This is a genomic window from Methylomonas defluvii, from assembly GCF_033949435.1.
Lineage (GTDB): Bacteria > Pseudomonadota > Gammaproteobacteria > Methylococcales > Methylomonadaceae > Methylomonas > Methylomonas defluvii.
In genome coordinates, this window is sequence record NZ_JAXARY010000011.1 from 1 (window position 1) to 23,868 (window position 23,868).

Consider the following 23,868-nt stretch of genomic DNA (forward strand, 5'->3'; position numbering starts at 1 on the left):
ATCGCGGGTTCGTAGCCAGTCACTTTTTCATCTTCCACGGTTCAAGTCGTTGTATTCTCCATTACAAATCCAGTTAGGGACAGTATCAATACAGGGAAGTTATTTTTGGCGAAATCCTAAGTGTTTTTAAATCGTTAAAACTTAAGCAAACTTGGTCGTAGGAAAGAAACTCGCGAATTGAATGTGGTGCTTTGATTTCGATAATGCTTTTTGGGGTCGAGCCATTTTGTACCCAAGCTAAAGCCCCTTTGCCCCAATCGATCACCAAACGTTGTGAAAGCTCGTTCATTTCGTGGTTTTTTTTCAAGTCGTACCAAACCATATTGTCTGTCCAGCCGAATTCGTCTTGCAGTTTTCTGAATCGGCTTAATAGCTGTTCGTCGAATTGGTTGAACGGCAGATGACCCTCAATATCCCATAAACCTAAAAATAACGCCGTAGTACTACGCGTTCGTGCAAAGGCGGCAATATGCTTGGCATCGGAAAATTTTTTCGGTGGTTGAAAGCTTTGGTAGTCACAAAATTCTTGGGGATCGATTTGAAAAGTTTCCAAGATACTCATCCGAGAATTCTTCTTTTCGGTGGTTTTTTCTACGCCATGCCTGACCAGTTTGATGTTCTCTGGATTCAAACCGTAAATTTCAAACAGCTTAGAAAGATCTAATCGCATTTTCGTGCTTTGCTTTCCAATTGCTGCAATAGTTTTTGAATGCTGTCAAGCATGGGATGCTTCGTTCAACACTTCCGTTGCCCACTGATTCAGGCTTTTGCCTTTCGCTTTAGCGGTTAATAGTGCAGCCGCATGGATTTCGGGTGGTATGCGCAGCATCAGTTTGCCGCTAGCCGGTTTTTCCGGCGATTTGCCGATGCTGGCGCAAGTTTCCAGATAGTCGTCAACTGCTTCCTCGAACGCGCTGCGCAATTCGGTCACCGTATCGGCATGAAAGCCGATCACATCTTGAATGCCCAGCAAGCGCCCAACCAACAAGTTGTTTCTGTCGTCGAAATCGATGCGGGCGGTGTAGCCTTTGTAAGTCATGGTGTTCATGGTCTGACTCCAATAGAAGATAAAAAATCGCGAGCCTGCTCGACTTGGTAAGGTTTGGCTTCCTTGCTTGGGTGAGGGCGATGGAACGTCGCGATGCGGCCGCGATCCGCGCCCCTCTATTACTTCGCAGCCTATGGCGGCAAAAAGCGATTCGATGCGTTGCCATTCCAGTGTGGCCGACGTGGGTTTGGCAAAGATGGCTTGCAAGGTCTTGGTATGCTTTGCGTTCATGCTATTATGCTAGCAAATAATGCAAGCGTTTGTAAGCGCTAAGCTTTCGTGCCAAGTCGAGCCAACAACTTCTCCAAAAACACCACCTTATCCTCCATGTCCTTAAAGGCTTGGGTAAAGCGTAGCTTATCCGCGCCATCGAATTTATAAACCTGCGACTGGCTTTGAATCATCAAAATCAACTCGCCGGTATCGATCTGCGGATTGGCGGTAAAGACGATGCGGCCGCCGGTGGTGTGGGCTTCGATTTTGCGGATGCCCAGATGCGCGGCTTGTTGTTTCAGTTCGGTGATGGCGAACAAGGCTTTGACTTGGTCCGGCAATAAACCGAAACGGTCGATCATTTCGATTTTTAATTTGCGCAAATCGTCTTCGGTTTCGGCGCTGGCGATGCGTTTGTACAACACCAGGCGGGCGTGAATGTCCGGCAAGTAGTCTTCCGGGATCAGCGCGGCGACTTGCAAATCCACTTCCGGGCCGGTATCCAGCGGTGCGTCCAGTTCCGGTTGTTTGCCGGATTTCAAGGCTTTGACCGCCCGTTCCAGCAACTCGGTGTACAAGGTAAAGCCGATTTCTTGAATCTGCCCGCTTTGCTCGTCGCCCAGCAGTTCGCCGGCGCCGCGGATTTCCATGTCGTGCGAAGACAGCATGAAACCGGCTCCTAGTTCGCCGGAGGTCTCAAAGGCCTCCAGGCGTTTGATGGCGTCCTTGGTCATCAACGACTTGGGTGGCACGATGCAATAAGCATAGGCGCGGTGATGCGAACGGCCGACCCGGCCGCGTAACTGGTGCAACTGGGCCAGACCCAGCTTGTCAGCGCGATTGATGACGATGGTGTTGGCGCTGGGGATGTCGATGCCGCTTTCGATGATGGTGCTGGCGATCAACACGTTGAAGCGCTGGTGGTAAAAATCCAGCATGATCTGCTCCAGCTCGCGTTCGGCCATCTGGCCGTGGGCGATCTGGATGCGCGCTTCCGGCACCAGTTCGCCCAGTTCGCGCATCATTTTTTCCATGGTCTTCACGTCGTTGTGCAGGAAAAACACCTGGCCGCCGCGCTTGATCTCGCGCTGGCAGGCTTCCTGGACTTGCGAATCTATCCATTCGGTAACGAAAGTCTTGATGGCGTGGCGGTTCGGCGGCGGCGTGGCGATGATGGAAATATCGCGCAGGCCGGCCATTGCCATGTTCAATGTACGCGGAATCGGTGTCGCGGTCAGCGTCAACAAATCCAATTCGTGGCGCAGCTTTTTGAAATGTTCCTTTTGCGTCACGCCAAAGCGGTGTTCTTCGTCGATGATCACTAGGCCCAAGGCCTTGTATTTCATCTCCTTGGACAGCAATTTATGGGTGCCGATGACGATATCGACCTTGCCGTCGGCCAAATCGTCGGCGATGGCTTTTTGTTGTTTGGGTGTGACGAAGCGGGAAGTGACTTCGATGCGTACCGGCCAATCGGCGAAACGGTCGCGGAAGTTTTGATAGTGCTGCTGGGCGAGCAGGGTGGTCGGCACCAGCACCGCCACCTGTTTGCCGCTTTGCACGGCAACGAAAGCGGCGCGCATCGCCACTTCGGTTTTGCCGAAACCGACGTCGCCGCAAACCACGCGGTCCATCGGTTGGCTGGCGGCCATGTCTTGCAGGATGGCTTCGATGGCGCTGAGCTGATCCGGCGTTTCCTCGAACGGGAAGGCGGCAGCGAAGGCGTTGTAATCGCTGTTGTCGATGTTAAAGGCAAAGCCTTCGCGGGCGGCGCGTTTGGCGTGGATGTCCAGCAACTCGGCGGCCACGTCGCGGGCACGCTCCATAGCCTTTTTCTTGGCCTTGCTCCATTGGTCGGTGCCTAGGCGGTGCAGTGGTGCGTTTTCGGCGCTGACCCCGCTGTAACGGCCTATCATGTGCAAGGACGATACCGGCACATAAATCTTGTCATTATTGGCGTATTCCAGCATCAAAAATTCGGCATCGATGCCACCGACGTTGAGAATCTGCAAGCCCAGATAGCGGCCGACGCCGTGTTCCTGGTGCACCACCGGCGAACCGATAGTCAATTCGTCGAGGTTATTGAAAATATTTTCCAGCGCCCGGGCCGCCGATTTGGCCCGGCGCCGGCGCTGCTGGACTTTTTCGCCGCTGAGCTGGCTTTCGGTGATGATCGCCAGCGGCGGCAATTGTTCCAGACAATTTGCCGCACTTCCACCATCCATGGCGGTCGTTGCCTTATCCAGCCAAAGGCCATGGTCCATCGGCGCCACGACAATACACGGCGAATGATCGGTTTTTAGAAACTCCGGCCAGCTTTGTACTTGCTTGGCAGCCAGTTTGACGCTTTTTAATTTGTCGATTAGGCCTTCGCGGTGGCCGGTGGTCTCAGCGACGAATAGGATCTTGCCGTCGAAGCCTTCGATGAACTGGCGCAAGCGTTGCGCAGGCTCTTTTAAACGACTGTCTATCGCTACATCGGGTAGCTGTTTGCAGTCGAAGGTGTGGGTGTTTTCCGTTCGATTGTCCAGTACTACGCGGCTGAAACAGTCGGTGTGTTGTTGGATTTCCTCGGCCGACAGAAACAGGCGAGTCGGAGGTAATAGTGGTCGGTCAGTGTCGTATTTGCGTTGCTGATAGCGTTCGTCCGCTTCGCTGTAAAAACGTTGGGCGTTTTCCGCAAACTGGGCCGGCAGCACAAACAGCGCTGTTTTGGGCAAATAGGCGAACAGCGATTCGGTGCGTTCGACGAACAGCGGCAAGTAATATTCGATGCCAGCCGGGGCGATTTGTTTGGAAACATCCAGATACAGATTGTTCTTGGCCGAAGCGTCTGGGAACTGTTCGCGGAAGGCCTGGCGGAAGCGTTTGATGGCTTCGTCGGTAAACGGAAATTCGCGGGCCGGAAATAGCTCGACTTTCTGCATTTTGTCTTGTGACATTTGCGTGTCGGGATCGAAGCTGCGGATTGATTCGACGTCGTCGTCGAACAGTTCGATGCGGTAAGGCTGCTTGGAACCCATCGGAAACAAATCCAAAATCGAGCCGCGCACCGCAAATTCACCGTGTTGATAGACTTGCGACACGCATTGGTAGCCGACCGCTTCCAGTTTGGCGCGGGTGACTTCCAGGCTCAAAGTGCCGCCGACTTCGATGGCAAAACTGTGCGCCAGGATATGCTCGCGTGGGGCCAGGCGATGCATCAAGGTAGCAACTGACAAAATCAGTGCGCCGCGTTTGGTGTCGGGTAGCAGCGCCAGAGTGCGCAGGCGCTCCGAGATAATCTCTGGCAATGGCGAGAATACGTCGTAAGGCAGGGTTTCCCAATCCGGAAAATGCAGAATCGGCAGGCTGTTGTCTAAGAAAAATGCCAGCTCGTGTTCCAGACGCAACGCTGTTTGCGTGTCCGGCGTGACGATGACTAGCAGGCGCTTTTCCTGAGCAATCGTTTGCGCCAGCGTCAGCGAGTCGCCGCAGCCGCTCAGACCACTCCAGTATATTGTGGTGCCTTGTTGCGGCAATGCAGTTGCGGAGATTGTTGGTAAGGACATGGCGTTAAATCAGATTTTTGAAGCGCGCAATTATAACCAGTAAGGTCAGGCTTGAAATAAGCATCCGCGCTTTGTCAATGGCCGGCCTTGGGGGTGCTTTTGCCGCAATTTCGCTGCCTAAAACCTATGCTCAGCTGTTTGGGATTTAAATGCTTAGATTCTTTTGCTGTAATTCGATTTCCTGCATGTAGCGTTGGAGGTTGTTTTCGAACACCTGCGGGATATGGGTGAATTTGCAGCCTATGCGATGTTGATAGGTTGTGGCGCTGGCTCGAACATTGTTCACGCTTTTAATGACAAAACCCACGTGGGCCCTGCTGCCATCGTGCAAATACAAGGCGCATTCGTCTATGACGGTATCCGGCACTAAAAGGTCGGCAATTTTTGTGTCGGGATTTAAAAACGAAAATCCGGAAATACTGATGTCTGCCACGCTGAACACTTTGGCTTGCGTATCGACTTCGCCCGCTTCATTTTTTGTGGCAAGGTTGAGTTCGCAGGTGCTGTTTTTATGAGAAAGAGGCACTTTAACGCGATAATACTGGCGGCGTTGCATCCAAAAAATGGCGTCCGGGATAGGCATCGCAAACACCGGGTGGCCGTCACTTTGCGACTTTTTGATTGCTTTGCCGCGGAATGAAACTTTAATGCCTTCGTATTCGGTGCGGAACAGCACTTTGGCTGAGCCTAGCAGCTGCTTATTCAGTAATTCCGTAGGCGCAACATCCAGTGTAATCAGATTGGCTTTTTGATCGAGATCGATAATGGTGGTCAAAAATGATTGGTTATGTTCGCCAAAATGCGCAGAGATAATGCATTTCTTTTTGACTAGATCGCTCAAGTGACCAAAAATCAGCCTCGCGCTTCTAACAAGATAGTCGGATTCTTTTTCCATTAAATTACTAAATATTGCGGATAGGTGAGAGCACTGCTGTAAAATACCGCAGATTATAGTGCATAGGAAAGGAGTTTTGATGGGTTGGTTGCTATTGTTCGCCGCGGGTTGCTCGGAAATCGTGTTTGCGATAAGTCTTAAATACAATGACGGGTTTACCAAGCTATGGCCGAGCGTAGTGACCGGCGTATCGGGGGCGGCCAGTTTTTACCTGTTAATGCTGGCGATCAGAACTTTACCGCTGGGTACGGCTTATGCGGTGTGGACCGGTATGGGGGCGGTAGGTGTCGCGATAGTCGGGATTTTTCTGTTTAAGGAATCGGCAGACTGGTTCCGCTTAGCGTCTATCCTGTTAATCATCGTCGGCATCGTCGGTTTGAAGCTGACGCATGTGGAATAATGCTGCATTTGTTATCGCAATTGCCGTTGCAAGCGGCGCTTATCGAGCGCATTGGCAGCGGTGACGATGTTGTCTTGATGGAAGGTGCGGTGTGTGCCGCGCGGATCGGGCATGGCGGTAATGCGTTGTTGCGGCAATTGTTGAGTCGGTCGTGTCGGGTTTATGCCTTGCAAGAGATGTTATCAGTTCACGGCGTCCAGCCGCAATTTTTGTTGTCAGGTTTGGAAGTGGTTGATTATGCGGGCTTGGTCGAACTGACTGTGCGGAATCCGGTAATTCATTCGTGGAATTGATTGTCGGTGGGGTTGCGTTGCCAACCAGCGACGATGGCTTTTTGCGCGATGCCGGACAATGGAATCGCGAGGTGGCCGACGAGTTGGCGCGGCTTGAAGCCATTGAGATTAGCGATGCGCATTGGGAAATCCTGCTGTACATTCGTGATTACTATCAAAAATTCCAACACCTGCCCAATGCCCGGATGTTTGTGGCAGCTATCCGCAAACAATTTGGTGAAGACAAGGGCAATAGCCGCTATCTGCAAAAACTGTTTCCGCAAGGGCCGCTGAAATACGCCTGCAAAATCGCCGGCTTGCCCAAGCCACCCACCTGTTTATAAAAATGTTTTCAAGAGAGTTTCATGAGTAACCCCCGTGTAGGATTTATCAGTTTAGGTTGCCCGAAAGCCCTGGTCGATAGCGAGCAAATTTTGACCAAGCTACGTAGCGAAGGCTATCAGGTCTCGCCGAACTATAAGGATTCCGATCTGGTGATCGTCAATACCTGTGGCTTTATCGATGCGGCGGTGGAGGAGTCGTTGGACAGCATCGGCGAGGCTTTGGCGGAAAACGGCAAGGTCATCGTCACTGGGTGTCTGGGAGCGCGGCAAGACGAGATTTTGGCTCGGCATCCGCAGGTTTTAAAAATCACCGGTGCGCACGCCACTGATGAAGTGGTGTCTGCGGTGCACGAGTATCTGCCGCCCGCACACAACCCATTTACCGACATAGTCCCGCCGCAAGGCATCAAGCTGACGCCTAAGCATTATGCTTATCTGAAAATTTCGGAAGGCTGTAATCATAGGTGTACGTTTTGCATCATCCCATCCATGCGCGGGGATTTGGTGAGCCGACCTATCGATGATGTGATGCAAGAGGCCGAGAAGTTGGTCGATGCCGGCGTTAAGGAACTGCTGATCGTTTCGCAAGATACCAGCGCTTACGGTTTGGATTTGAAATATCAAAGTCGGCGCTGGCGCGGCCGGGAAATGCAAACCCGGTTTTACGATTTGGCCGAAGCCTTGGGTGAGTTGGGTATCTGGGCACGGATGCATTATGTCTACCCCTATCCGCATGTTGATGACGTCGTGCCGCTGATGGCTGAAGGCAAGATTCTGCCGTATTTGGATATTCCGTTTCAGCACGCCAACAGCCGAATTTTAAAGCTGATGAAACGTCCGGCTGCGGCGGAAAATAATCTGGAACGCATCAAAGCCTGGCGGAAGATTTGTCCTGATTTGACCATCCGCAGTACGTTTATCGTCGGTTTTCCCGGCGAAACCGAGCAAGACTTTGACGAGTTGCTGCAATTCTTAAGCGAAGCGCAAATGGATAGGGTGGGCTGTTTTGCCTATTCGCCGGTGAAGGGAGCGGTGGCTAACGATTTGCCCGATGCGGTGCCGGAAGCGCTTAAACAGGAACGCTTGGCGCGCTTTATGGAACATCAAGCGGCTATCAGCGCAGAACGCTTGCAGCGTCGGGTTGGCCGGATCGAAACGGTGTTGGTCGATGAGGTGGTCGAGGAGGGTGCGGTGGCGCGCAGCAAAAGCGATGCACCCGAAATTGACGGCCAGGTGTTTATTGATGGCGCAAGTCATTTACAAGTCGGCGATTTCGTCGATGTCGAAATCGAGGAAGCCGACGAGTATGACTTGTGGGGTAAACTGATCTAACGAAAAAGCCGCTGGTTAGGCGGCTTTTTCAGTTCAATTTACAGCGGTGTTACGTTTTCCGCTTGTGGGCCTTTTTGACCATTGGTCACTTCCATCGTGACTTTTTGGCCTTCTTTCAAGGTTTTGCGGCCGTTGCCGTTGATGGCGCTGAAGTGTACGAATACATCTTTGCCGCCTTCTTGCTCAATGAAGCCGAAGCCTTTTTCGTCATTGAACCATTTTACTTTGCCTTCTACTTGAACTGACATAAATCTCTCTTGCTAATAAAGTGCTATTCGCTGGTTTGTAACTAGGGTTGGTGAATAAAGCAGGTAGTGGAAAACAATGTTTGTTGATCCGATTGCAGACTTGAAAAGCGACAACGATACCGAGCTAAATCGCCTCCATTATACATCGCAATCGGCGGGTATCCACAAAAACTAGCTAGATTTTGCTTGTTAAATGATTGTGACAATAGGTTGTCGGCTGTCTTTGGACGGTGCAAATGTCAGGCTAACGTAGGTTGCGGGTGGCTATTGGCTGGCTAAGATATTGAAATAAAGTGATTTTTTTTAAGCTTTTATGGAGAGTCGGCTTGGCTGAAATCCGCTTTTGGCCGCTTGCAAATGCAAAATTGATTGCCGCAAAAAAGCAAAAAAATACTGAATTTTGCAATTGGCCTATTGGGCAGGCCATGAAAAAGACTGCCCAATAGAGCTTGTCGCGTTAAAAATAGCTACCGTTAATCAGGAAATGAGTAGCAATGCTACCGAAAAAACCGATCAAAATGACCGGCATCCATTTCAAGTGTGCGCTAAAGGAGTAAACGCCTTTCATTTGTCCCATCAAGCCTACGCCTGCTGCCGAGCCGATTGCCAATAAGCTGCCGCCCACGCCTGCGGTTAATGTGACTAACAGCCATTGGCCTTGCGAGATGTCGGGATGCATGGTGAGTACCGCAAACATGATGGTACCGTTATCAATGAAAGCCGACAGGATGCCGACCACAATGTTGGCGATGGTGGGGTCCATGCCGACGTATAACACATCCGAGGCCATGGTCAGATAACCAATGAAACTCAGGCCGCCGACGCTGATCATGACGCCGTAAAAAAACAGCAGGGTGTCCCATTCCAGTGTGGCGACGCTTTTAAATACATCGAATTTTTGGCTTGGTCTCGCGTCGGGAACCGCAACGTTAAATAATTTATACACGTGGGCGAAATCGCTAATTTTGCCGTTGTCTTTATCAGCGGTTTTTTGCAAATAAAAGCCCAGGAATTTTAGATAAGTCAGGCCCGCCAGCATGCCGGCCGCGGGCGGCAGTTTCAACATGTTTTCGAAGCAGACCGCAGTAATAATCGTCAGTAAAAACAGCACGATCATGGTCATTGCGCCGCGTTTCATTTTTGGGGCTTTACCGACTGCGGCAGGTTGCTGTTTGGGTATCCAGAAATGCATGATTATCGCCGGCAGTGCGAAATTGACTATGGCCGGGATGAAAAGCGAGTAGAAATCTTTGAACGGTACAACCCCGCTTTGCCAAACCAATAGTGTGGTGATGTCGCCGAATGGGCTGAACGAACCGCCGGCATTCGTGGCTACCACGACGTTGATGCAAGCCAAGGTAACGAACTTGCGATTGTCTTTGCCCATGGCTGCAATCACTGCACCCATCAGCAGTGCGGTTGTCAGGTTGTTGCAAACTGAGGACATGAAAAACGACATGATGCCGGTAATCCAAAACAGCTTTCTGTAGCTGAAACCTTTACTGAGCAACCAAACCCGCAGATTATCGAAAACGCCGCGATCTTCCATCGCGTTGAGATAAGCCATCGACACCATGATGAACAAAAACAGTTCCGCATAGCCTTCCAGACAAGCGCGGAATGCGTGTCCGGCCTGCTCGCTCATACCGTTATTCACGTAAATGCCGGCGATAAAGGCCCAGATCAAGCTCGCAGCTAACACCATGGGTTTGGATTTGTTTAATTCGGTGACCTCTTCGGTCATTGCCAGCAGATAGGCAACGGCAAATATGCCGATAGCCAAATAACCCACCCAATGCTTAGTCAGATTAAGGGCTTGTGCTGCTTGTTCTGCTTCTGCCCAAGCTGTTAGTGGTGAGCAGGTGAGTAAAATGAGTAGAAGGATGCGCGAAAACACGGGTGAACTCCTTTCAATAACTGGGTGCTGGACAGTCACGGTAGGAAGTGAGTTCCTCGACCGTGACTGCTTTTGCCGTGCCCGCTTAACTACGGGTTTGGCTATCACGATAGTACAAAGTTTGTAACTTTACAGCGAGTGTAGTTTAGCATCGCTAAAGCCCGGATATTCCGCAAGGAATGCTTCGGTTTTATATGCTTAACCCTGCCATTAAATCCAATATATTCGTCACTCCCGCGCAGGCGGGAATTCGTTAAAGCCTTTTGTCTCCGGCCTTTGCGGGAGCGACGATATGGATCGGGTCTGTAGTCTACCGGGGATAGGCTTAAAGTCTGCCTATCTTGTTATCATTGGGCTTCGAGTAAATACGTCAGCCAGAGTGAGGACAGTTTTTCCTGTACCGTGTTTTGCCGCAGACGGGCTGCCAGATTCGGGAAATCCACATAATCCAGTGCCTGATCCTGGTTGTAACAAGAATACATAAAGCTCTCTTCGCCGCTTTCCGGATCCACGTGTTTGCATAAGCATTGGGCGCAGACGCCTTTCATCATGCATTGCATCGGCGAGTTGATTGAGCCGACCGCCTCGTGGCCTTCCTTCAAGTACGGTTTTAAAGCGGCAAAGCGTGCGGCTTTTACCGCTGCCATCATTCGATCCGAGCCGATAACGATCAGGTGATCCACGTCCTGCAGACGAATGCTGGTGTCACCTAATTTTCCGGTGGCATAGGACACCATCGCTTCGACGATATTGCCGACAAAGGTTTTATCCTGTGGCCGAGTGACCGGAATCGCTTCGTTGCCGGGTCTGTCGTCTACAGCCCAAACAATCACGTCGGACGCTTCTTCAATTTCCGGGACTTTGAACAAGTCTTCACTGTTACGGTAACCGGCGAAATACAGCACCTTGTTGCCGGCATTGCGCATGGCTTTACCGATTGAGAACAATACCGCGTTACCCAAACCGCCGCCCAGCAGCAAAACGGTTTTACCGGTTGGAATTTCGGTCGGGGCGCCTGTTACACCCATCAATACCAGCGGATCGCCGACTTTCCAGGTGGCGCACAAGCGGCTGGAGCTGCCCATTTCCAGGGCAATTAAAGATACCAGACCTTTTTCCTTGTCTACCCAGGCACCGGTCAGAGCCAAGCCTTCGGCAGCCAGTGTGGTGCCTTCGACTACAGGGGCCAGTGATTCGTAATTTTGCACCCGGTAAAACTGGCCGGGCTCAAAATGTTTGGCGGCCGCGGGCGCTTTGATGACCACTTCGATGATGGTGGGTGTCAGACGATTTACTTCGACGACATGCGCCAGGAAGGTTGCATCCAGTCTGTCCTGCAGGTTGCGTAATTGGGCATCGCGTTGTGGTTGCTGGGAGGCATCCAATCCAGCAATTTCGTTGGCGAACAGTTTAACGATATATGGATAACCGTCTTTCGCGCTGGCCATGGCTTTTACCACGTTGCCGGCATAAACCGGATGGTTGTCGCCATAGAAGGTGATGTAGCGGCCGTTGCTGACATAAGACGTAAACGGTGCCGGTTTGCCCACTTTGACTTGCGCTTCGTCGGCCATCGGCGCCAGTTGCGCCTTGCCGTCCAACCAGTCGGGTTCGTGGCGTTTGTAGAATTTGCCTTCCATCGCGAAAGTGCGCGGATGTTCGGACTGGTAGATCGTGTTGGGCGCGGTGCCTGCCGCGATGAACAAGCCGCGCAGCTTCACTTCCACTTCATCGGTTTTGCGCCATTTACCGTCTTGCTCGGTCAGTCTCTCAAAGCGTACGGCTTGTAAATGGCCGTATTGGTCTTCGATCGCTTCCAATGGGCTCATGCCTTCGGCCAGGTAAATGCCTTCCGAAAGCGCTTCATGGATCTCTTCGTGGTTTTGCCGATATGCAGGCGAGTCTTTGATGCCTTTGCGGTAGAACAGCGTCACGCCGCCCCATTGTTTCAGGAAAGGCAGGAAGTTAGGTGTTTCACCAGCGGCGGCGGCGCGTTCACGCTCCTGTTCGATGACGCGGCCATGCGCCAGGAACTCTTCCAGAATTTCCAGTTCTTCACCATCGTAACGGCTGCGCACCGCCGCTTCCCCGTATTTGGCCACCAGTTTTTCGTAGCGATGCAGAATTTTGCTGACTTGACCAGGATAGTAAGCCAGTAATTCGGTGGTGGTATCGATGGCGGTCAAGCCGCCGCCGATGACGCCGGCGGGTAGGCGTACCTGCAAATTAGCCAGCGAGGATTCTTTGGCCGCGCCGGTCAATTGCAGGCCCATCAAAAAGTCTGAGGCCTTGCGGATGCCGCGGGTCATGTTGTTTTTCAGATCGATCACCGTCGGCTTGCCGGCGCCGCTGGCAATGGCGATGTGGTCGAAACCCATTTCCCAGGCTTCGTCGATGGTGATGGTGCCGCCGAAACGCACGCCACCGTAGCATTTGAAAGCGTTGCGGCGTAGCAAAGTCAGGTAAATGACTTTCAAAAAGTTTTTGTCCCAACGCACGGTGATACCGTATTCGGCCACGCCGCCGAAGCCGAGCAACACACGTTTATCCAGATCTTCGTAAAGGTCTTGGAAGTCCATGATAGGCATAGGCATGTTGTCGCGATCGCCGGTCAGATGTGGAGGCAGCGGCTCGATTTTCAAGGCATCGATACCCACCACGCCAAAGCCTTCGTTCAGCAAATAGTGCGACAAGGTATAACCGGCAGGCCCCATACCCGCCACCAGTACATTTTTGCCGTTATACGGTAGGGCGGTGGAGCGCTTGATGTTCAGGGGGTTCCAGCGGGTCAACAGGCTGTAAATTTCAAAGCCCCAAGGCATGAACAATACGTCTGTCAGCACATTGGTTTCGATTTGCGGAATATTCACCGACTCGGTTTTTTGGTAAATACAACCACGCATGCAATCGTTGCATATCCGGTGGCCGGTGCCGGGGCACATCGGATTGTCGATGATGATCATCGCCAGCGCGCCGATATTGTCGCCTTGGCGTTTGACCACGTGCATCTCGGAGATTTTTTCTTCCAGCGGGCAGCCGGTCATCAGTGCGCTCAAATGATTGGTTTTGAACGTACCGTCTTTTTTGTTCTTGATGCCTTTCGAGCAGGAGTCGTTGTCCCGGTCGTGGCAGTAAATGCAATGATCGACTTCATACAGCACCTGGCGCTGTTTGAAGCGCTTGTCGGTCAAGGCAAAGCCGTCGCGGCGGCGATGATGGTGATCGTCGCAGGCCCAGACGTCATAGCCGTTTTGTGCAACGGTTTCGTGGTCAACCAGATTTTCCAGATTGGTTTTTTCCGGCACCTTGAAGCTCACCCATTTGGCGACATAGGTTTTTAATTCCGGATCGTGCTGGGCGGCAAAACTCCAACGGCGGACGATGTCCAGCAGGCCGGCTACCAGGGCAGCTGGGCTGTCGCAGCCGGTCAATTGGTCTTTGAATGCGGCAACTTCGGCATCGGCAATTTCGGTCTGTTGCGATAAGCGCCATAAATCGGCGCCGAGTTGGCTAACCGCCAATTCCGGATCGGCCTGGAATAAATCCTGTTTGTCAGCAGTTGTCAATAAGCCATTCAGTTGGCTGCGCAGTGCGGCAATATCCCAGCCTTCGATGGTTTGACCTTTGAAAAGCTTGTTCAAATTGCCGACGATTTCGGTGCGATAAACAAATATTGCGTCGAATTCGCCGCGAATATGGTCGATTTGTTGGGCGCGCACATCGCTGACATTGAATAAACGCGCGACGAAGGTACCGACTAGCGGTGCCATTCTTACCAACAATTCGGAAACTTCCTCGGGCTTCATGCCTTCGCCGCCGCAGGCGCGGTAAGCAGTAATTTCCGCAAACAAGGCGGCATCGTGTTGCTGTACCGACTGATCGAATACCGTCAACAAATCAGACAGGCGTTTGGCATCGTACAAGTCTTTATAGGCAAAGCCGGGGATGCCGAGGGTGAGTTGGGTAAGGTCGCGAGTATTAAGCTTTTGTGTCATCAAGTTATTCCGTGAGCGTTCGCTTGAAGTGATAAATGAAAATTCGGGTTAAGGCATGTCGTCGACGACGCTGTCTTTGGCGGGCGGCATCAGGTCGTCGCGGCTCAAGCCCAGGCTCAAAGCGAGCGAGCTGGCGATGTAAATCGACGAGTAGGTGCCTTTAACGACGCCGATCAGCATAGCAATCGCAAAGCCGTGGATGGTTTTGCCGCCGAGGAAAGCTAGGGCCAACAGTGTTAAGAAGACGGTTAACGAGGTCAGAATGGTCCGGCTCAGCGTGTCGTTCAGCGCGGTATTGACGATGTCGTTAATCGATTCCTTGATGCGACTGGTGCGGACGGTTTCACGAATCCGGTCGTAGACCACGATGGTGTCGTTGATGGAATAACCGATCAACGCCAAAATCGCCGACAACACGGTCATGTCGAATTCCCAGCCAAATACCGAGAAAAAACCCATCGTGATGATACTGTCGTGGAATAAGGCAGCGATCGCGCTCAAGGATAATTTCCACTCAAAGCGAATGCTGACGTAAAACATGATGCCGACAAAAGCGAAGAACAGGGCCAGGCCGCCATCGTTGACCAAGTCATCGCCCACTTGCGGGCCGACGAATTCCACGCGGCGCAGTTCGCCGGGTTGGCTTTGGCTGCTGTTAGCGACATTTAGCACTTTTTCGCTAAGCTCTTTTTGGCTGATGTTTTCTACCGGCTTCAAGCGGATTAACACGTCAGCCGCGCTGCCGAAATGTTGCAGATTGGCATCGGCGAAGCCTTGTTGTTCCAGAGTGCTGCGCATTTTGTCCAGATCGGCGGCTTGGTTGTAATGCAATTCGTAGACGCTGCCGCCGGTAAAGTCTATGCCCAGATCCAGACCCTTGACGAAAAATGAAACAATGGAAATTAACAGCAGCGTGCCGGAAAAGTAAAAGGCCAGCTTTCTTTTACTAAGAAAATCAATATGTGTAGCGGAAGTCATGCCAATGTTCCTGATAAGTGGTGAGTGTTGCGATCCGGTCACGCTAAGTCTATGTTGTTTTTATAGAGGGCTTGCGGACGATAAGGCGACGAATTGTACTATTTTCTCCAGAAAGTGGGTGTAAAAAGCACGATTAGCGTAAAGACTTCCAGACGGCCGAGTAACATGGTTATTGCGCAAATCCAGGTTTGGAAATCACTGAGGCTGGCGTAACTATGTGATGGGCCTAGCTGGTTTAAACCAGGGCCAGCGTTATTAATACAGGCGATTACGGCGCTAAGGGCGGAAATCGGGTCCAGTCCGGTAAAGATCAGGGTGAAAGTCATCACCACGATAGAGATGAAATACAGAAAAATAAACGCCAGAACGGCAAAGATGATTTTGTTGGCAATCGGCGTGTCGCCAATCCGAATGGGATTGACTGCGCGGGGATGCAGCAGGCTGAACATTTCCCGTCCTGCTTGTTTCCACAGCAGTAGGGTTCTGAACATTTTGATGCCACCGCCGGTTGAGCCGGTGCAGGCTGTGATGCAGCTTAAATACAGCATCCACCAAGGGACAAAGGGTGGCCATGTGTCGTAATCGATGCTGGCGAAGCCGCAGTCGGTGGCAATAGAAACCAGGTTGAAAGTAACATGACGCAGAGAAATGAAAAAATCCGGGTAAATATCGAAATGCCAAAGATAGCTGCTGCAAAGTAAGGTACTACAGGCTATGACACCCAGCATTGGTATCGCTTCCGGGTCGGACAAATACGGCTTAAGGCTGCGATTATGCAGTACCGTGTAATGTGTCGCGAAATTCATCGCGGCGATCAGCATGAAAATAGTCAGCACCAGTTCGATAGCTGCGGAATCGTAAAAGCTGATGCTGGCGTCGTGTGTCGAAAACCCACCCAGGCCGAGAGTGGAAAATGAGTGGCAAATGGCGTCGAACCAACCCATGCCGGCCAAATTCAATGCCAGGATACAGGCTAAGGTGGCGCCGGCGTAGACTAGCCAGAGCAAGCGGGCGGTTTCGGTGATGCGCGGGGTGATTTTGCTGTCCTTTACCGGGCCGGCAATCTCGGCCTTGTACAATTGCATACCACCGACGCCTAGCAATGGCAGAATCGCCACGGCCAGGACGATGATGCCCAATCCACCTATCCAGTTTAGCTCGTGTCGCCAGAGGTTCAGTGACGGGGCCAAATTGTCCAGACCGACCAATACCGTGGCGCCGGTGGTGGTAAAGCCGGAAACGCATTCAAAAAAAGCGTCCGTGAACGACAGGCCGGGTATGCCCCAAATCAGCGGCAATGTGGCCGCGGAAGACATCAATACCCAGAACGAAGCTACCAGCAAGTAGCCGTCTCGGGTTTTCACATCGCCGCGAAAGCGCATGGTCACGCCGGAAAGCAGACTGCCAATCCCTATATTCAGCGACATGCCGTTTACAAAGTGATCGACCATGCCATCCTCGAAATACAGCGAAGTGGCTATGGGTAGCGCGTAGGTCACGCCGAAGACCATCAAGATCAGGCCGAGTACAAAACCTATAGTGCAAAAACGTTGCATAGTGCCCTGATTAAAACCGAAAAGGTTTTGCCGTGTTGTTATAGATCGCCGGTCTCGAACGCGCCAAACAGCCGAGCGCGTCGCAGCCGGCAATTGTAACAAACAATCGCCGAAATGCGCCTGTCACATAAGCTTAAACAAAGCTTCATATTGTTGTCACAAAGCATCTCTAAGCTGGCCTCGTCATCAGGGATCAACGTGAAACGGAAAATCGAAGATTTTCAACTGCTGCGTGAAGATCGCGGTCGACGCGCGCGGCAAACAACGAGGGCCAGACCATGAAGCTGATTTACTCCATTCATAAGTACGACGTGACGATGTTTACCTGGTTGAACAGCGTTGCCATTCATGCCTACCTAGTGCGTTTTTGCTGCATGATTTCCCGCACCGCCGACGGTTTGCTGTATGTGCTTCTCGCGGCTTGGCTGTATTGGGATCAAGGCAGCAACGATGCGTTGTTACGCGCCATGATATTAGCGTTTCTAATCGAAAGACCGGTCTATACGCTGCTAAAAAAAGGCTTTAAACGCAACCGTCCGCAACAAGCGCTGGAGGATTTCCAGAGCGTGATTACGCCATCGGACCAATTCAGTTTTCCCTCCGGACATACTTCGGCCGCATTCATGGTGGCAACCTTAGTGGGCTATTTCGCGCCTGCGTTGCTGCCGGTTCTTTATGTTTGGGCCGCGCTGGTCGGTTTTTCCAGAGTGGTTTTGGGCGTGCATTTTCCCACCGACACGCTGATGGGCGTGGTCTTGGGGGTTGGCGCGGCAATTTTTAGTCTCAATTACATTTTATGATGAAAATTTTTTATGGCGTGCAAGGTACAGGTAATGGGCACATCACCCGCGCCAGAGTGATGGCGAAAGAACTGTATGCGGCGGGTTTTGATGTGACCTTCCAATTTACCGGCCGGCCGGCGGACAAATACTTCGATATGGAAGTATTCAACGGCTATCAAGTCAAAACCGGCTTGACCTTTAACACCCATAACGGCCAGGTCAGTTACGTAAAAACCGCGTTGGAGGCCAGTCCTATCCGCTTTATCAGAGACATCAGCAGCCTGGACTTAAGCGCTTACGATTTGGTGATCAGTGATTTCGAGCCGGTCACAGCCTGGGCGGCAAGGCGGCAAAAGAAAAAAGTCTTGGGTGTCGGCCATCAATACGCCTTTGGACACAAAATTCCCCGGGCCGGCGGCGATCCGATTGCCGAGCAGGTGATGAAGTATTTTGCCCCGGCGGACATCGGCATAGGTCTGCACTGGCACCATTTCGGCCAACCGATTTTGCCGCCGATTATCGAAACCCCGGCGTTTCCGCAAAACACCCAGGCCAATAAAATATTGGTGTATTTGCCTTTCGAAGATCCGCAAGTAGTGGTTAAGCTGCTGTGCCCATTCGAAAATTTTGAGTTTCATGTGTACTCGCCGGAACCGGCGGTGTCGAAATATCCGCACATCGTTTGCAAGCAACTGTCCAGAGCAGGTTTCCAGAGGGATTTGTACGATTGCGCCGGCATCATCAGCAATGCGGGCTTCGAATTGGCCAGCGAGTCCTTGCAATTGGGCAAGAAGATCCTGGTCAAGCCATTGCACGCGCAAATGGAGCAGATTTCCAACGCCGAAGCATTAAAGCAACTGGGCTACGGCCATACGATGTTTGATTTGGATGACGCGGTGATCGAGGACTGGCTGCACAATCCGCATGCGGTGCATGTCACCTATCCCAATATCGCTAAAGTGATCGTGCAGTGGCTCCAGGATGGCATGCCTGCGATGGACGCGGAGTTTACCGAGCGGGTTTGGGAGTCGGTCCAGGTGCTGCAGATACAACACTAGGCCGGCGCTAATCTTTATCTTCGTCGGGTATCAGTCCTTTCAACTGCTGCGATAACAGCGTTTGCGCGCCAGTGGTCACTATTTCCTCGCCGGGCCGCAAATCGTCGGCCACGAAATAACCCTGGCTAGTGCTGCTGTATTGCTTGAGCGGCCGGCGATTGAAATGCTCCGCATCGGTTTTGATAAACACAAACGCCTGACCCAGATGCCAGACCAAGGCCGGTTGCGGGATATTGACGCCGCTACTGACTTGGCCGCCCTCCGGAACCCAGGCGGTGATGTGGGTGCCGAACGGCAGTTGGCAGTCCGCACACTTGAAAAAATAACGCGGGCCTTGTGACACAGGATCGACTTGCGGGGCGGCGGAAATCAGCTCGGCAGGCAAGGCTGCTTGGCGCTGGTCGCGTTCGTGGATATGAATAAGCTTGACGCCGGGATCGAGCCGGCTATTCGCGGGCAGGGTGATTTGCAGTAACTGGGCGCGATGTTCCAGCAGTTGCATGGCGTTTTTATCCTGAGCATGGGTAAACCAGTGGCTCAAGGTATCGCCCCAGACTAGGCGGCTGTTGGCTGCTATGAGTTGCTGCTGATAGCTGTTGGCAGCCAGATTGGCTTTGTCCGCCTGCCAGATAGCTTGCTGTTCCTGCAAGCGGCGGGTGGAAACGATGTCCTGTTGATGCAGGTCGCGGGTGCGGTTCAGGTTTTGCGCCGCCTCGCTGTAACGGGCTTGGGCGCTGTCTTGCTGGGCGCTGGCGGCCAGGAATTGCTGGCGGATGCTTAGCAGCGGTTCCAGGTTGACGACCGTGCCGTAAGCGGCAAATTCGGGTGTTTGTTTAACCGCTACCAGTGTTTGGGTTTGAATGCCGGCTAGCTTTTGCGCGGCGCTGTCTAGCTGTAACACATCGGGGGCGACATTGCTGCCGGCCGGTTTCGGTTGGGCGGTGCGTGTGGGGGCGTCGTCATCGTCCGCCTTGGCGGCGGTTGGAGTCAGGCTAACAAAGCCAAGCCAGCCTGCTAGGAAAAGTGCTATTCGCATGAATTTTGTTAAATGTAGTTTGACGTCTTAATGGCCGAACTTGTTGTAAGTGCTCCCCATAGAGTTGGGATTATAAAGTTTGGGCTGACGTCTGTAATTTTTTGTTGTGTTAAAAAAATAGCCGGTTATCCTTTCGGATTACTGTCACGGCTTGAGGGAAATGCAAATGAGTGAAACACCTGAAAATTTGAAATATGCGCAAACCCATGAATGGGCCAAGCTGGAAGACGGCAATCTGGTGCGCGTCGGTATCACCGACTTCGCGCAGTCCGAATTGGGCGACATCGTTTTTATCGGCTTGCCGGATGTGGGCCGGGTCGTAAAAGCGGGCGAACAACTGGCGGTGGTGGAATCGGTCAAAACCGCTTCCGATTTGTTCAGCCCGGTCAGCGGCAGCGTGGTTGAAGTCAACGAAGCGGTGACAGACGAGCCGGAGTTGGTGAATGACGGCGCGTATCAAACCTGGCTGTTTTGCATCAAAGCCGATAATCCGGCGGAACTGGAACAATTAATGGATGCCGATGGTTATCGGACCCTGATCGAGGAGTAGGAATAAGTAATGGCAAATCAAAATGCAAAGGGACTTAAGCGGCTGATTAACGCCTGCTTTTTTTCGGTCGCCGGTTTCAAGGCCACCTGGCAGCACGAGGAAGCGTTTCGCCAGGAAGTGGCCTTGTTCGTGGTCACAACGCCGTTGGCGATCTGGTTGGGGCAAACCGCTATCGAAAAAGTCTTGTTAATCGGCAGCGTGGTTTTGGTGTTGCTGGTGGAGTTGCTGAATTCCGCGGTAGAAGCGGTCGTGGACAGGGTCGGTTTCGAGCATCACGAGTTATCCGGACGCGCCAAGGACATAGGCTCGGCGGCAGTCATGTTGTCCTTGATTTGGGCCGGCGTGACCTGGGCGTTGATTCTTTGGTAAGGGATAAAGGCAAGGAGAGCGGCTGATTTTGTCGCTTTCGTCTTGTGCCTGTTTCAAACATCCGTTACCTTAGGGCGGCTAAAATCGTCAAACAAGGATAATAATGAGTGCATTGATCTGTGGCTCCATGGCCTACGACACCATCATGGTGTTTCACGACAAATTTAAACATCACATCCTGCCAGAGAAAGTTCACATGCTTAACGTGTCTTTCCTGGTGCCGGCCTTGCGCCGCGAATACGGCGGCTGCGCCGGCAACATTGCGTATAACTTGAAACTGTTGCAGGAAGAGCCGTCCATCATGGCGACCGTCGGCCACGATTTCGAACCCTACGCCCAATGGCTGAGCCAATGCGGCATCTCCAGCCGTTATATCAAGGTGCTGGACGATCATTACACCGGTCAAGCCTATATCACCACCGATGTAGACGATAACCAAATCACAGCTTTCCATCCCGGTGCCATGAGTTTTTCGCATTTAAACACCGTGCCGGCCGACTCGGGCATTACCATTGGTATCGTCTCCCCGGACGGTAAGCAAGGCATGCAAGAGCACGCCCAGCAATTCGCCGAGCAAGGCATTCCGTTTATTTTCGATCCCGGCCAAGGCATGCCGATGTTCGATGGCGAAGAATTGTTGGCGTTCCTGGAACTGGCTAATTACGCCACCTTTAACGACTATGAGTCGGAGTTGATGCAGCAGCGCACAGGCCTGACGTTGGAGCAAATTGCCGAAAAAGTCGACGCCTTGATCATCACCTTGGGCGGTAACGGTTCCAAGGTATACACGCGCGGCGAAGTGATCGATATTCCGCCCGCCAAGCCCAAACAACTGCTGGACCCCACCGGCTGCGGAGACGCTTATCGGGCTGGTCTGCTGTATGGTCTGATCAACGATTACGATTGGGATGTTACCGGGCGGATTGCTTCACTGTTGGGCGCGATCAAAATTGAGCACAATGGCACCCAGAACCACACCTTCACGATGGCGGAGTTCAAAAAACGCTATCAGGATACCTTTGGTTCGACGTTTTGAGTTTGACTAAAACCCAGGAATTGCTGGCGTTGATGGTCCGCTTGCGCGACCCGGAGAGGGGTTGCGCCTGGGACGTCAAGCAGGATTTCCATAGCCTGATTCCCTACACCATCGAAGAAGCTTACGAGGTGGCCGACGCCATCGAACGTAACGATTTCGACGATTTACGTGGCGAATTGGGTGACCTGTTGCTGCAAGTCGTGTTTCACTCGCAAATTGCCGATGAGCGCGGTTTGTTCGATTTCGAGCAAGTCGCGGCGGCAATTAGCGAAAAGCTGGTGAGTCGGCATCCGCATGTGTTTGCCGAGGTTAAATTCGATACCGATGAGCAGCGCCAGCAAGCCTGGGACGAGGCCAAAGCGCAAGAACGCCGTTTGAAACAGCCTGCGCAGCACACCGAAAGTGTGTTGGCCGGCGTCGCGCAAAGCCTGCCGGCCCTGGTGCAGTGCGAGAAAATCCAAAATCGTGCCGCTAGCCACGGTTTCGATTGGCCGGAAACCGAGCCGGTATTCGACAAAGTGCGCGAAGAGCTGCAGGAAGTCCACGAAGCCTGGCAATCCGGCGATCAAGCGCATGTCCAGGAAGAAATCGGCGATTTGCTGCTGGTGGTTGTCAATCTGGCTCGGCACCTGAAAGTCAACCCGGAAATCGCCTTGCGCGAAGCCACTAAAAAATTCACCCGCCGCTTCAATTACATCGAAAAGCAAGTGGAAGCCTCCGGCCGAGAGCTGCGCGAATGCGAATTGGCGGAACTGGATGGCTTATGGGACGAAGCCAAGCGTCATTTAAAGCAATTGCAGCCCCATGGCTAGTTTGCGTAGGAGCGATGTCAGTCGCCTAATACACCTCAGTTTGCTTTTTAGCGTTTGGGCATACAGTGAAACAGCCGCGGCCGAATTATTGGGCACAATCTCGGACGACACCGCGCCGGTTGTTAAGCCGTTAGAGCCTAAAACCGGTAAAAACGACGACCGGAAAATTATCTATCGAGTCATTTGCTCGTCTGAAGACCAAGATTTACCCGACTGCGACCGGTCAGCCGTTGATGACGGCAACGACGCTGCCACATTGCCGATGCCGGATTTACCGCCGGATAGTGCAGACCTGGCAGAGCAGTCTGCGCAAACTGACGCCGCGAAACTGACAGCGGAGGAAAAACCGCAGCAATCCGCGCATAAAAAAGCCGCCAAGCTCAGTAAGTCCGCAAAAAAGACGGCCACAAAAAAGGCGACAGCTAAAAAGTCGGACAGCAAGAAAAAGCCACATAAATAGAGCGCGGATGATCATAGCAAAGCCCATGGCCTGATTTTGCCGCAAGCGGAACTGCCGGCCCGGTTTACGGTCGAGTGGTTCTAAACTTTTTAAGAGGCGTCCCCATGAAACTTCCCGGCATCCCCGCAATTCCCGTTTCCGAAATCACGCCACGCGAGTTGTTTTACCAGCGCCGGCATTTTATGCAATTGGCACTCGGCGGCTCTGCCGCGTTGTTGGCGGGAGCTGCGGTTGGCGGGGAAAAACTTACCAGTAGTCTTTCCGAGGCTTACGGCCTGACCGATAAATTGACGCCTCTGGAAGACGTCAGCCAATACAATAATTTCTACGAATTCGATACCAGCAAGGAAGGTCCGGCAAAAATGGCCGGCCGCCTTAAAACCCGGCCCTGGACGGTGAGTGTAGAAGGCGAAGTCCGCAAACCCAAACAATTTGCCATCGAAGATTTGCTGAAATTGGCACCGATGCAGGAGCGCATTTATCGCCTGCGTTGCGTGGAGGCCTGGTCGATGGTGATTCCCTGGTTGGGTTATCCTTTAGCGGAGCTGCTGAAACAAGTGGAACCGACCAACGAGGCGCGTTATGTGGAATTCGTCAGCCTGCACGACCCCGAGCAAATGCCCGGTCAACGGCGGGCGGTATTGGAGTGGCCGTATCGGGAAGGCCTGCGCATCGATGAAGCCATGCATCCCTTGGCTTTGCTGACTTTTGGTTTGTACGGCGAAGTGTTACCTAATCAAAACGGCGCGCCGGTACGTATTGTCGTGCCGTGGAAATACGGTTTCAAAAGCGCCAAATCCATCGTCAAGATTCGTTTGCTCAAGCAGCAGCCGACCACCAGTTGGATGCAGGCGGGTCCAAACGAATACGGCTTTTATGCCAACGTCAACCCGGAAGTCGATCATCCGCGCTGGAGCCAAGCCAAGGAGCGCCGCTTGGGCGAGTTTCTAAAACGGCCGACCTTGCCGTTCAATGGCTATGCCGAGCAAGTAGCCAGTTTGTATGCCGGGATGGATTTGGCTAAAAATTTTTGATT

The 23,868-nt window shown here is 52.4% G+C and carries 22 protein-coding genes; 12 read left to right on the forward strand and 10 right to left on the reverse strand.

Annotated features, from left to right (window positions below; all coding sequences use genetic code 11):
• Window positions 1–85: 85 nt before the first annotated feature.
• The 4 genes from QLH52_RS12655 to QLH52_RS12670 form a co-directional block, all read right to left on the reverse strand.
• Window positions 86–670 (reverse strand): hypothetical protein, encoded by a 585-nt coding sequence (locus QLH52_RS12655; RefSeq protein WP_319961829.1) that lies wholly within the window; start codon window positions 668–670, stop codon window positions 86–88.
• A gap of 45 nt (window positions 671–715) precedes the next feature.
• Window positions 716–1,279: a type II toxin-antitoxin system HicB family antitoxin gene (locus tag QLH52_RS12660; RefSeq protein ID WP_319961830.1), complete on the reverse strand. Its 564-nt coding sequence runs from the start codon at window positions 1,277–1,279 to the stop codon at window positions 716–718.
• A gap of 38 nt (window positions 1,280–1,317) precedes the next feature.
• Window positions 1,318–4,812, reverse strand: a complete 3,495-nt coding sequence (gene mfd, locus QLH52_RS12665) for a transcription-repair coupling factor (protein ID WP_319961831.1) — start codon at window positions 4,810–4,812, stop codon at window positions 1,318–1,320.
• 145 nt (window positions 4,813–4,957) lie between these two features.
• Window positions 4,958–5,707 (reverse strand): flagellar brake protein, encoded by a 750-nt coding sequence (locus tag QLH52_RS12670; RefSeq protein WP_033157824.1) that lies wholly within the window; start codon window positions 5,705–5,707, stop codon window positions 4,958–4,960.
• 79 nt (window positions 5,708–5,786) lie between these two features.
• Between QLH52_RS12670 and QLH52_RS12675 the strand changes: the two genes are divergently transcribed.
• The 4 genes from QLH52_RS12675 to rimO are packed head-to-tail and all read left to right on the forward strand — an operon-like array spanning window position 5,787 to window position 8,055.
• Window positions 5,787–6,107, forward strand: a complete 321-nt coding sequence (locus tag QLH52_RS12675) for a DMT family transporter (RefSeq protein ID WP_319961832.1) — start codon at window positions 5,787–5,789, stop codon at window positions 6,105–6,107.
• Window positions 6,107–6,400, forward strand: a complete 294-nt coding sequence (locus tag QLH52_RS12680) for a DsrH/TusB family sulfur relay protein (protein ID WP_319961833.1) — start codon at window positions 6,107–6,109, stop codon at window positions 6,398–6,400. The genes QLH52_RS12675 and QLH52_RS12680 overlap by 1 nt, the downstream gene beginning before the upstream one ends.
• Window positions 6,391–6,723 (forward strand): TusE/DsrC/DsvC family sulfur relay protein, encoded by a 333-nt coding sequence (locus QLH52_RS12685; protein ID WP_319961834.1) that lies wholly within the window; start codon window positions 6,391–6,393, stop codon window positions 6,721–6,723. The genes QLH52_RS12680 and QLH52_RS12685 overlap by 10 nt, the downstream gene beginning before the upstream one ends.
• A gap of 21 nt (window positions 6,724–6,744) precedes the next feature.
• Window positions 6,745–8,055, forward strand: a complete 1,311-nt coding sequence (gene rimO, locus QLH52_RS12690; RefSeq protein WP_319961835.1) for a 30S ribosomal protein S12 methylthiotransferase RimO — start codon at window positions 6,745–6,747, stop codon at window positions 8,053–8,055.
• Window positions 8,056–8,093: 38 nt separating this feature from the next.
• Here the strand turns inward: rimO and QLH52_RS12695 are convergent, their stop codons facing one another.
• The 5 genes from QLH52_RS12695 to QLH52_RS12715 all read right to left on the reverse strand — a co-directional run bounded on the left by QLH52_RS12695 (window position 8,094) and on the right by QLH52_RS12715 (window position 16,729).
• A complete protein-coding gene (locus QLH52_RS12695) occupies window positions 8,094–8,303 on the reverse strand; it encodes a cold-shock protein (RefSeq protein WP_020483452.1) in 210 nt (69 codons plus the stop codon).
• A gap of 457 nt (window positions 8,304–8,760) precedes the next feature.
• Window positions 8,761–10,047, reverse strand: a complete 1,287-nt coding sequence (gene nhaD / locus QLH52_RS12700; protein WP_373276523.1) for a sodium:proton antiporter NhaD — start codon at window positions 10,045–10,047, stop codon at window positions 8,761–8,763.
• 500 nt (window positions 10,048–10,547) lie between these two features.
• On the reverse strand, window positions 10,548–14,195 hold the full coding sequence (locus tag QLH52_RS12705; protein WP_319961838.1) for a pyridine nucleotide-disulfide oxidoreductase: 3,648 nt from the start codon (window positions 14,193–14,195) through the stop codon (window positions 10,548–10,550).
• Between the two features lie 48 nt (window positions 14,196–14,243).
• A complete protein-coding gene (gene secF, locus QLH52_RS12710) occupies window positions 14,244–15,173 on the reverse strand; it encodes a protein translocase subunit SecF (RefSeq protein ID WP_033157829.1) in 930 nt (309 codons plus the stop codon).
• A gap of 98 nt (window positions 15,174–15,271) precedes the next feature.
• Window positions 15,272–16,729: a TrkH family potassium uptake protein gene (locus tag QLH52_RS12715; RefSeq protein WP_171697502.1), complete on the reverse strand. Its 1,458-nt coding sequence runs from the start codon at window positions 16,727–16,729 to the stop codon at window positions 15,272–15,274.
• 278 nt (window positions 16,730–17,007) lie between these two features.
• Between QLH52_RS12715 and QLH52_RS12720 the strand changes: the two genes are divergently transcribed.
• Both QLH52_RS12720 and QLH52_RS12725 read left to right on the forward strand, forming a co-directional pair.
• Complete coding sequence (locus QLH52_RS12720; RefSeq protein ID WP_319961839.1) at window positions 17,008–17,529, forward strand: phosphatase PAP2 family protein; 522 nt, start codon at window positions 17,008–17,010, stop codon at window positions 17,527–17,529.
• Window positions 17,529–18,569 (forward strand): MJ1255/VC2487 family glycosyltransferase, encoded by a 1,041-nt coding sequence (locus QLH52_RS12725; protein WP_319961930.1) that lies wholly within the window; start codon window positions 17,529–17,531, stop codon window positions 18,567–18,569. The genes QLH52_RS12720 and QLH52_RS12725 overlap by 1 nt, the downstream gene beginning before the upstream one ends.
• A 7-nt stretch (window positions 18,570–18,576) precedes the next feature.
• Here the strand turns inward: QLH52_RS12725 and QLH52_RS12730 are convergent, their stop codons facing one another.
• Window positions 18,577–19,605 carry an efflux RND transporter periplasmic adaptor subunit gene (locus QLH52_RS12730; RefSeq protein ID WP_319961840.1) on the reverse strand — a complete coding sequence of 343 codons (1,029 nt, stop codon included), beginning with the start codon at window positions 19,603–19,605 and terminating at the stop codon, window positions 18,577–18,579.
• A gap of 166 nt (window positions 19,606–19,771) precedes the next feature.
• Here QLH52_RS12730 and gcvH point away from each other — a divergent pair, with 166 nt between their 5' ends.
• The 6 genes from gcvH to msrP all read left to right on the forward strand — a co-directional run bounded on the left by gcvH (window position 19,772) and on the right by msrP (window position 23,866).
• Window positions 19,772–20,155, forward strand: a complete 384-nt coding sequence (gene gcvH / locus QLH52_RS12735) for a glycine cleavage system protein GcvH (RefSeq protein ID WP_033157834.1) — start codon at window positions 19,772–19,774, stop codon at window positions 20,153–20,155.
• A 9-nt stretch (window positions 20,156–20,164) separates the two neighbouring features.
• Complete coding sequence (locus tag QLH52_RS12740; protein ID WP_319961841.1) at window positions 20,165–20,524, forward strand: diacylglycerol kinase; 360 nt, start codon at window positions 20,165–20,167, stop codon at window positions 20,522–20,524.
• Window positions 20,525–20,627: 103 nt separating this feature from the next.
• Complete coding sequence (locus QLH52_RS12745) at window positions 20,628–21,560, forward strand: carbohydrate kinase family protein (RefSeq protein ID WP_319961842.1); 933 nt, start codon at window positions 20,628–20,630, stop codon at window positions 21,558–21,560.
• Entirely contained in the window at window positions 21,557–22,372 is an 816-nt protein-coding gene (mazG, locus tag QLH52_RS12750) for a nucleoside triphosphate pyrophosphohydrolase (protein ID WP_319961843.1), read from the forward strand. The genes QLH52_RS12745 and mazG overlap by 4 nt, the downstream gene beginning before the upstream one ends.
• An 88-nt stretch (window positions 22,373–22,460) precedes the next feature.
• Complete coding sequence (locus QLH52_RS12755) at window positions 22,461–22,832, forward strand: hypothetical protein (RefSeq protein ID WP_319961844.1); 372 nt, start codon at window positions 22,461–22,463, stop codon at window positions 22,830–22,832.
• A gap of 104 nt (window positions 22,833–22,936) precedes the next feature.
• Window positions 22,937–23,866 carry a protein-methionine-sulfoxide reductase catalytic subunit MsrP gene (gene msrP / locus QLH52_RS12760; protein WP_319961845.1) on the forward strand — a complete coding sequence of 310 codons (930 nt, stop codon included), beginning with the start codon at window positions 22,937–22,939 and terminating at the stop codon, window positions 23,864–23,866.
• Window positions 23,867–23,868 lie beyond the last annotated feature (2 nt).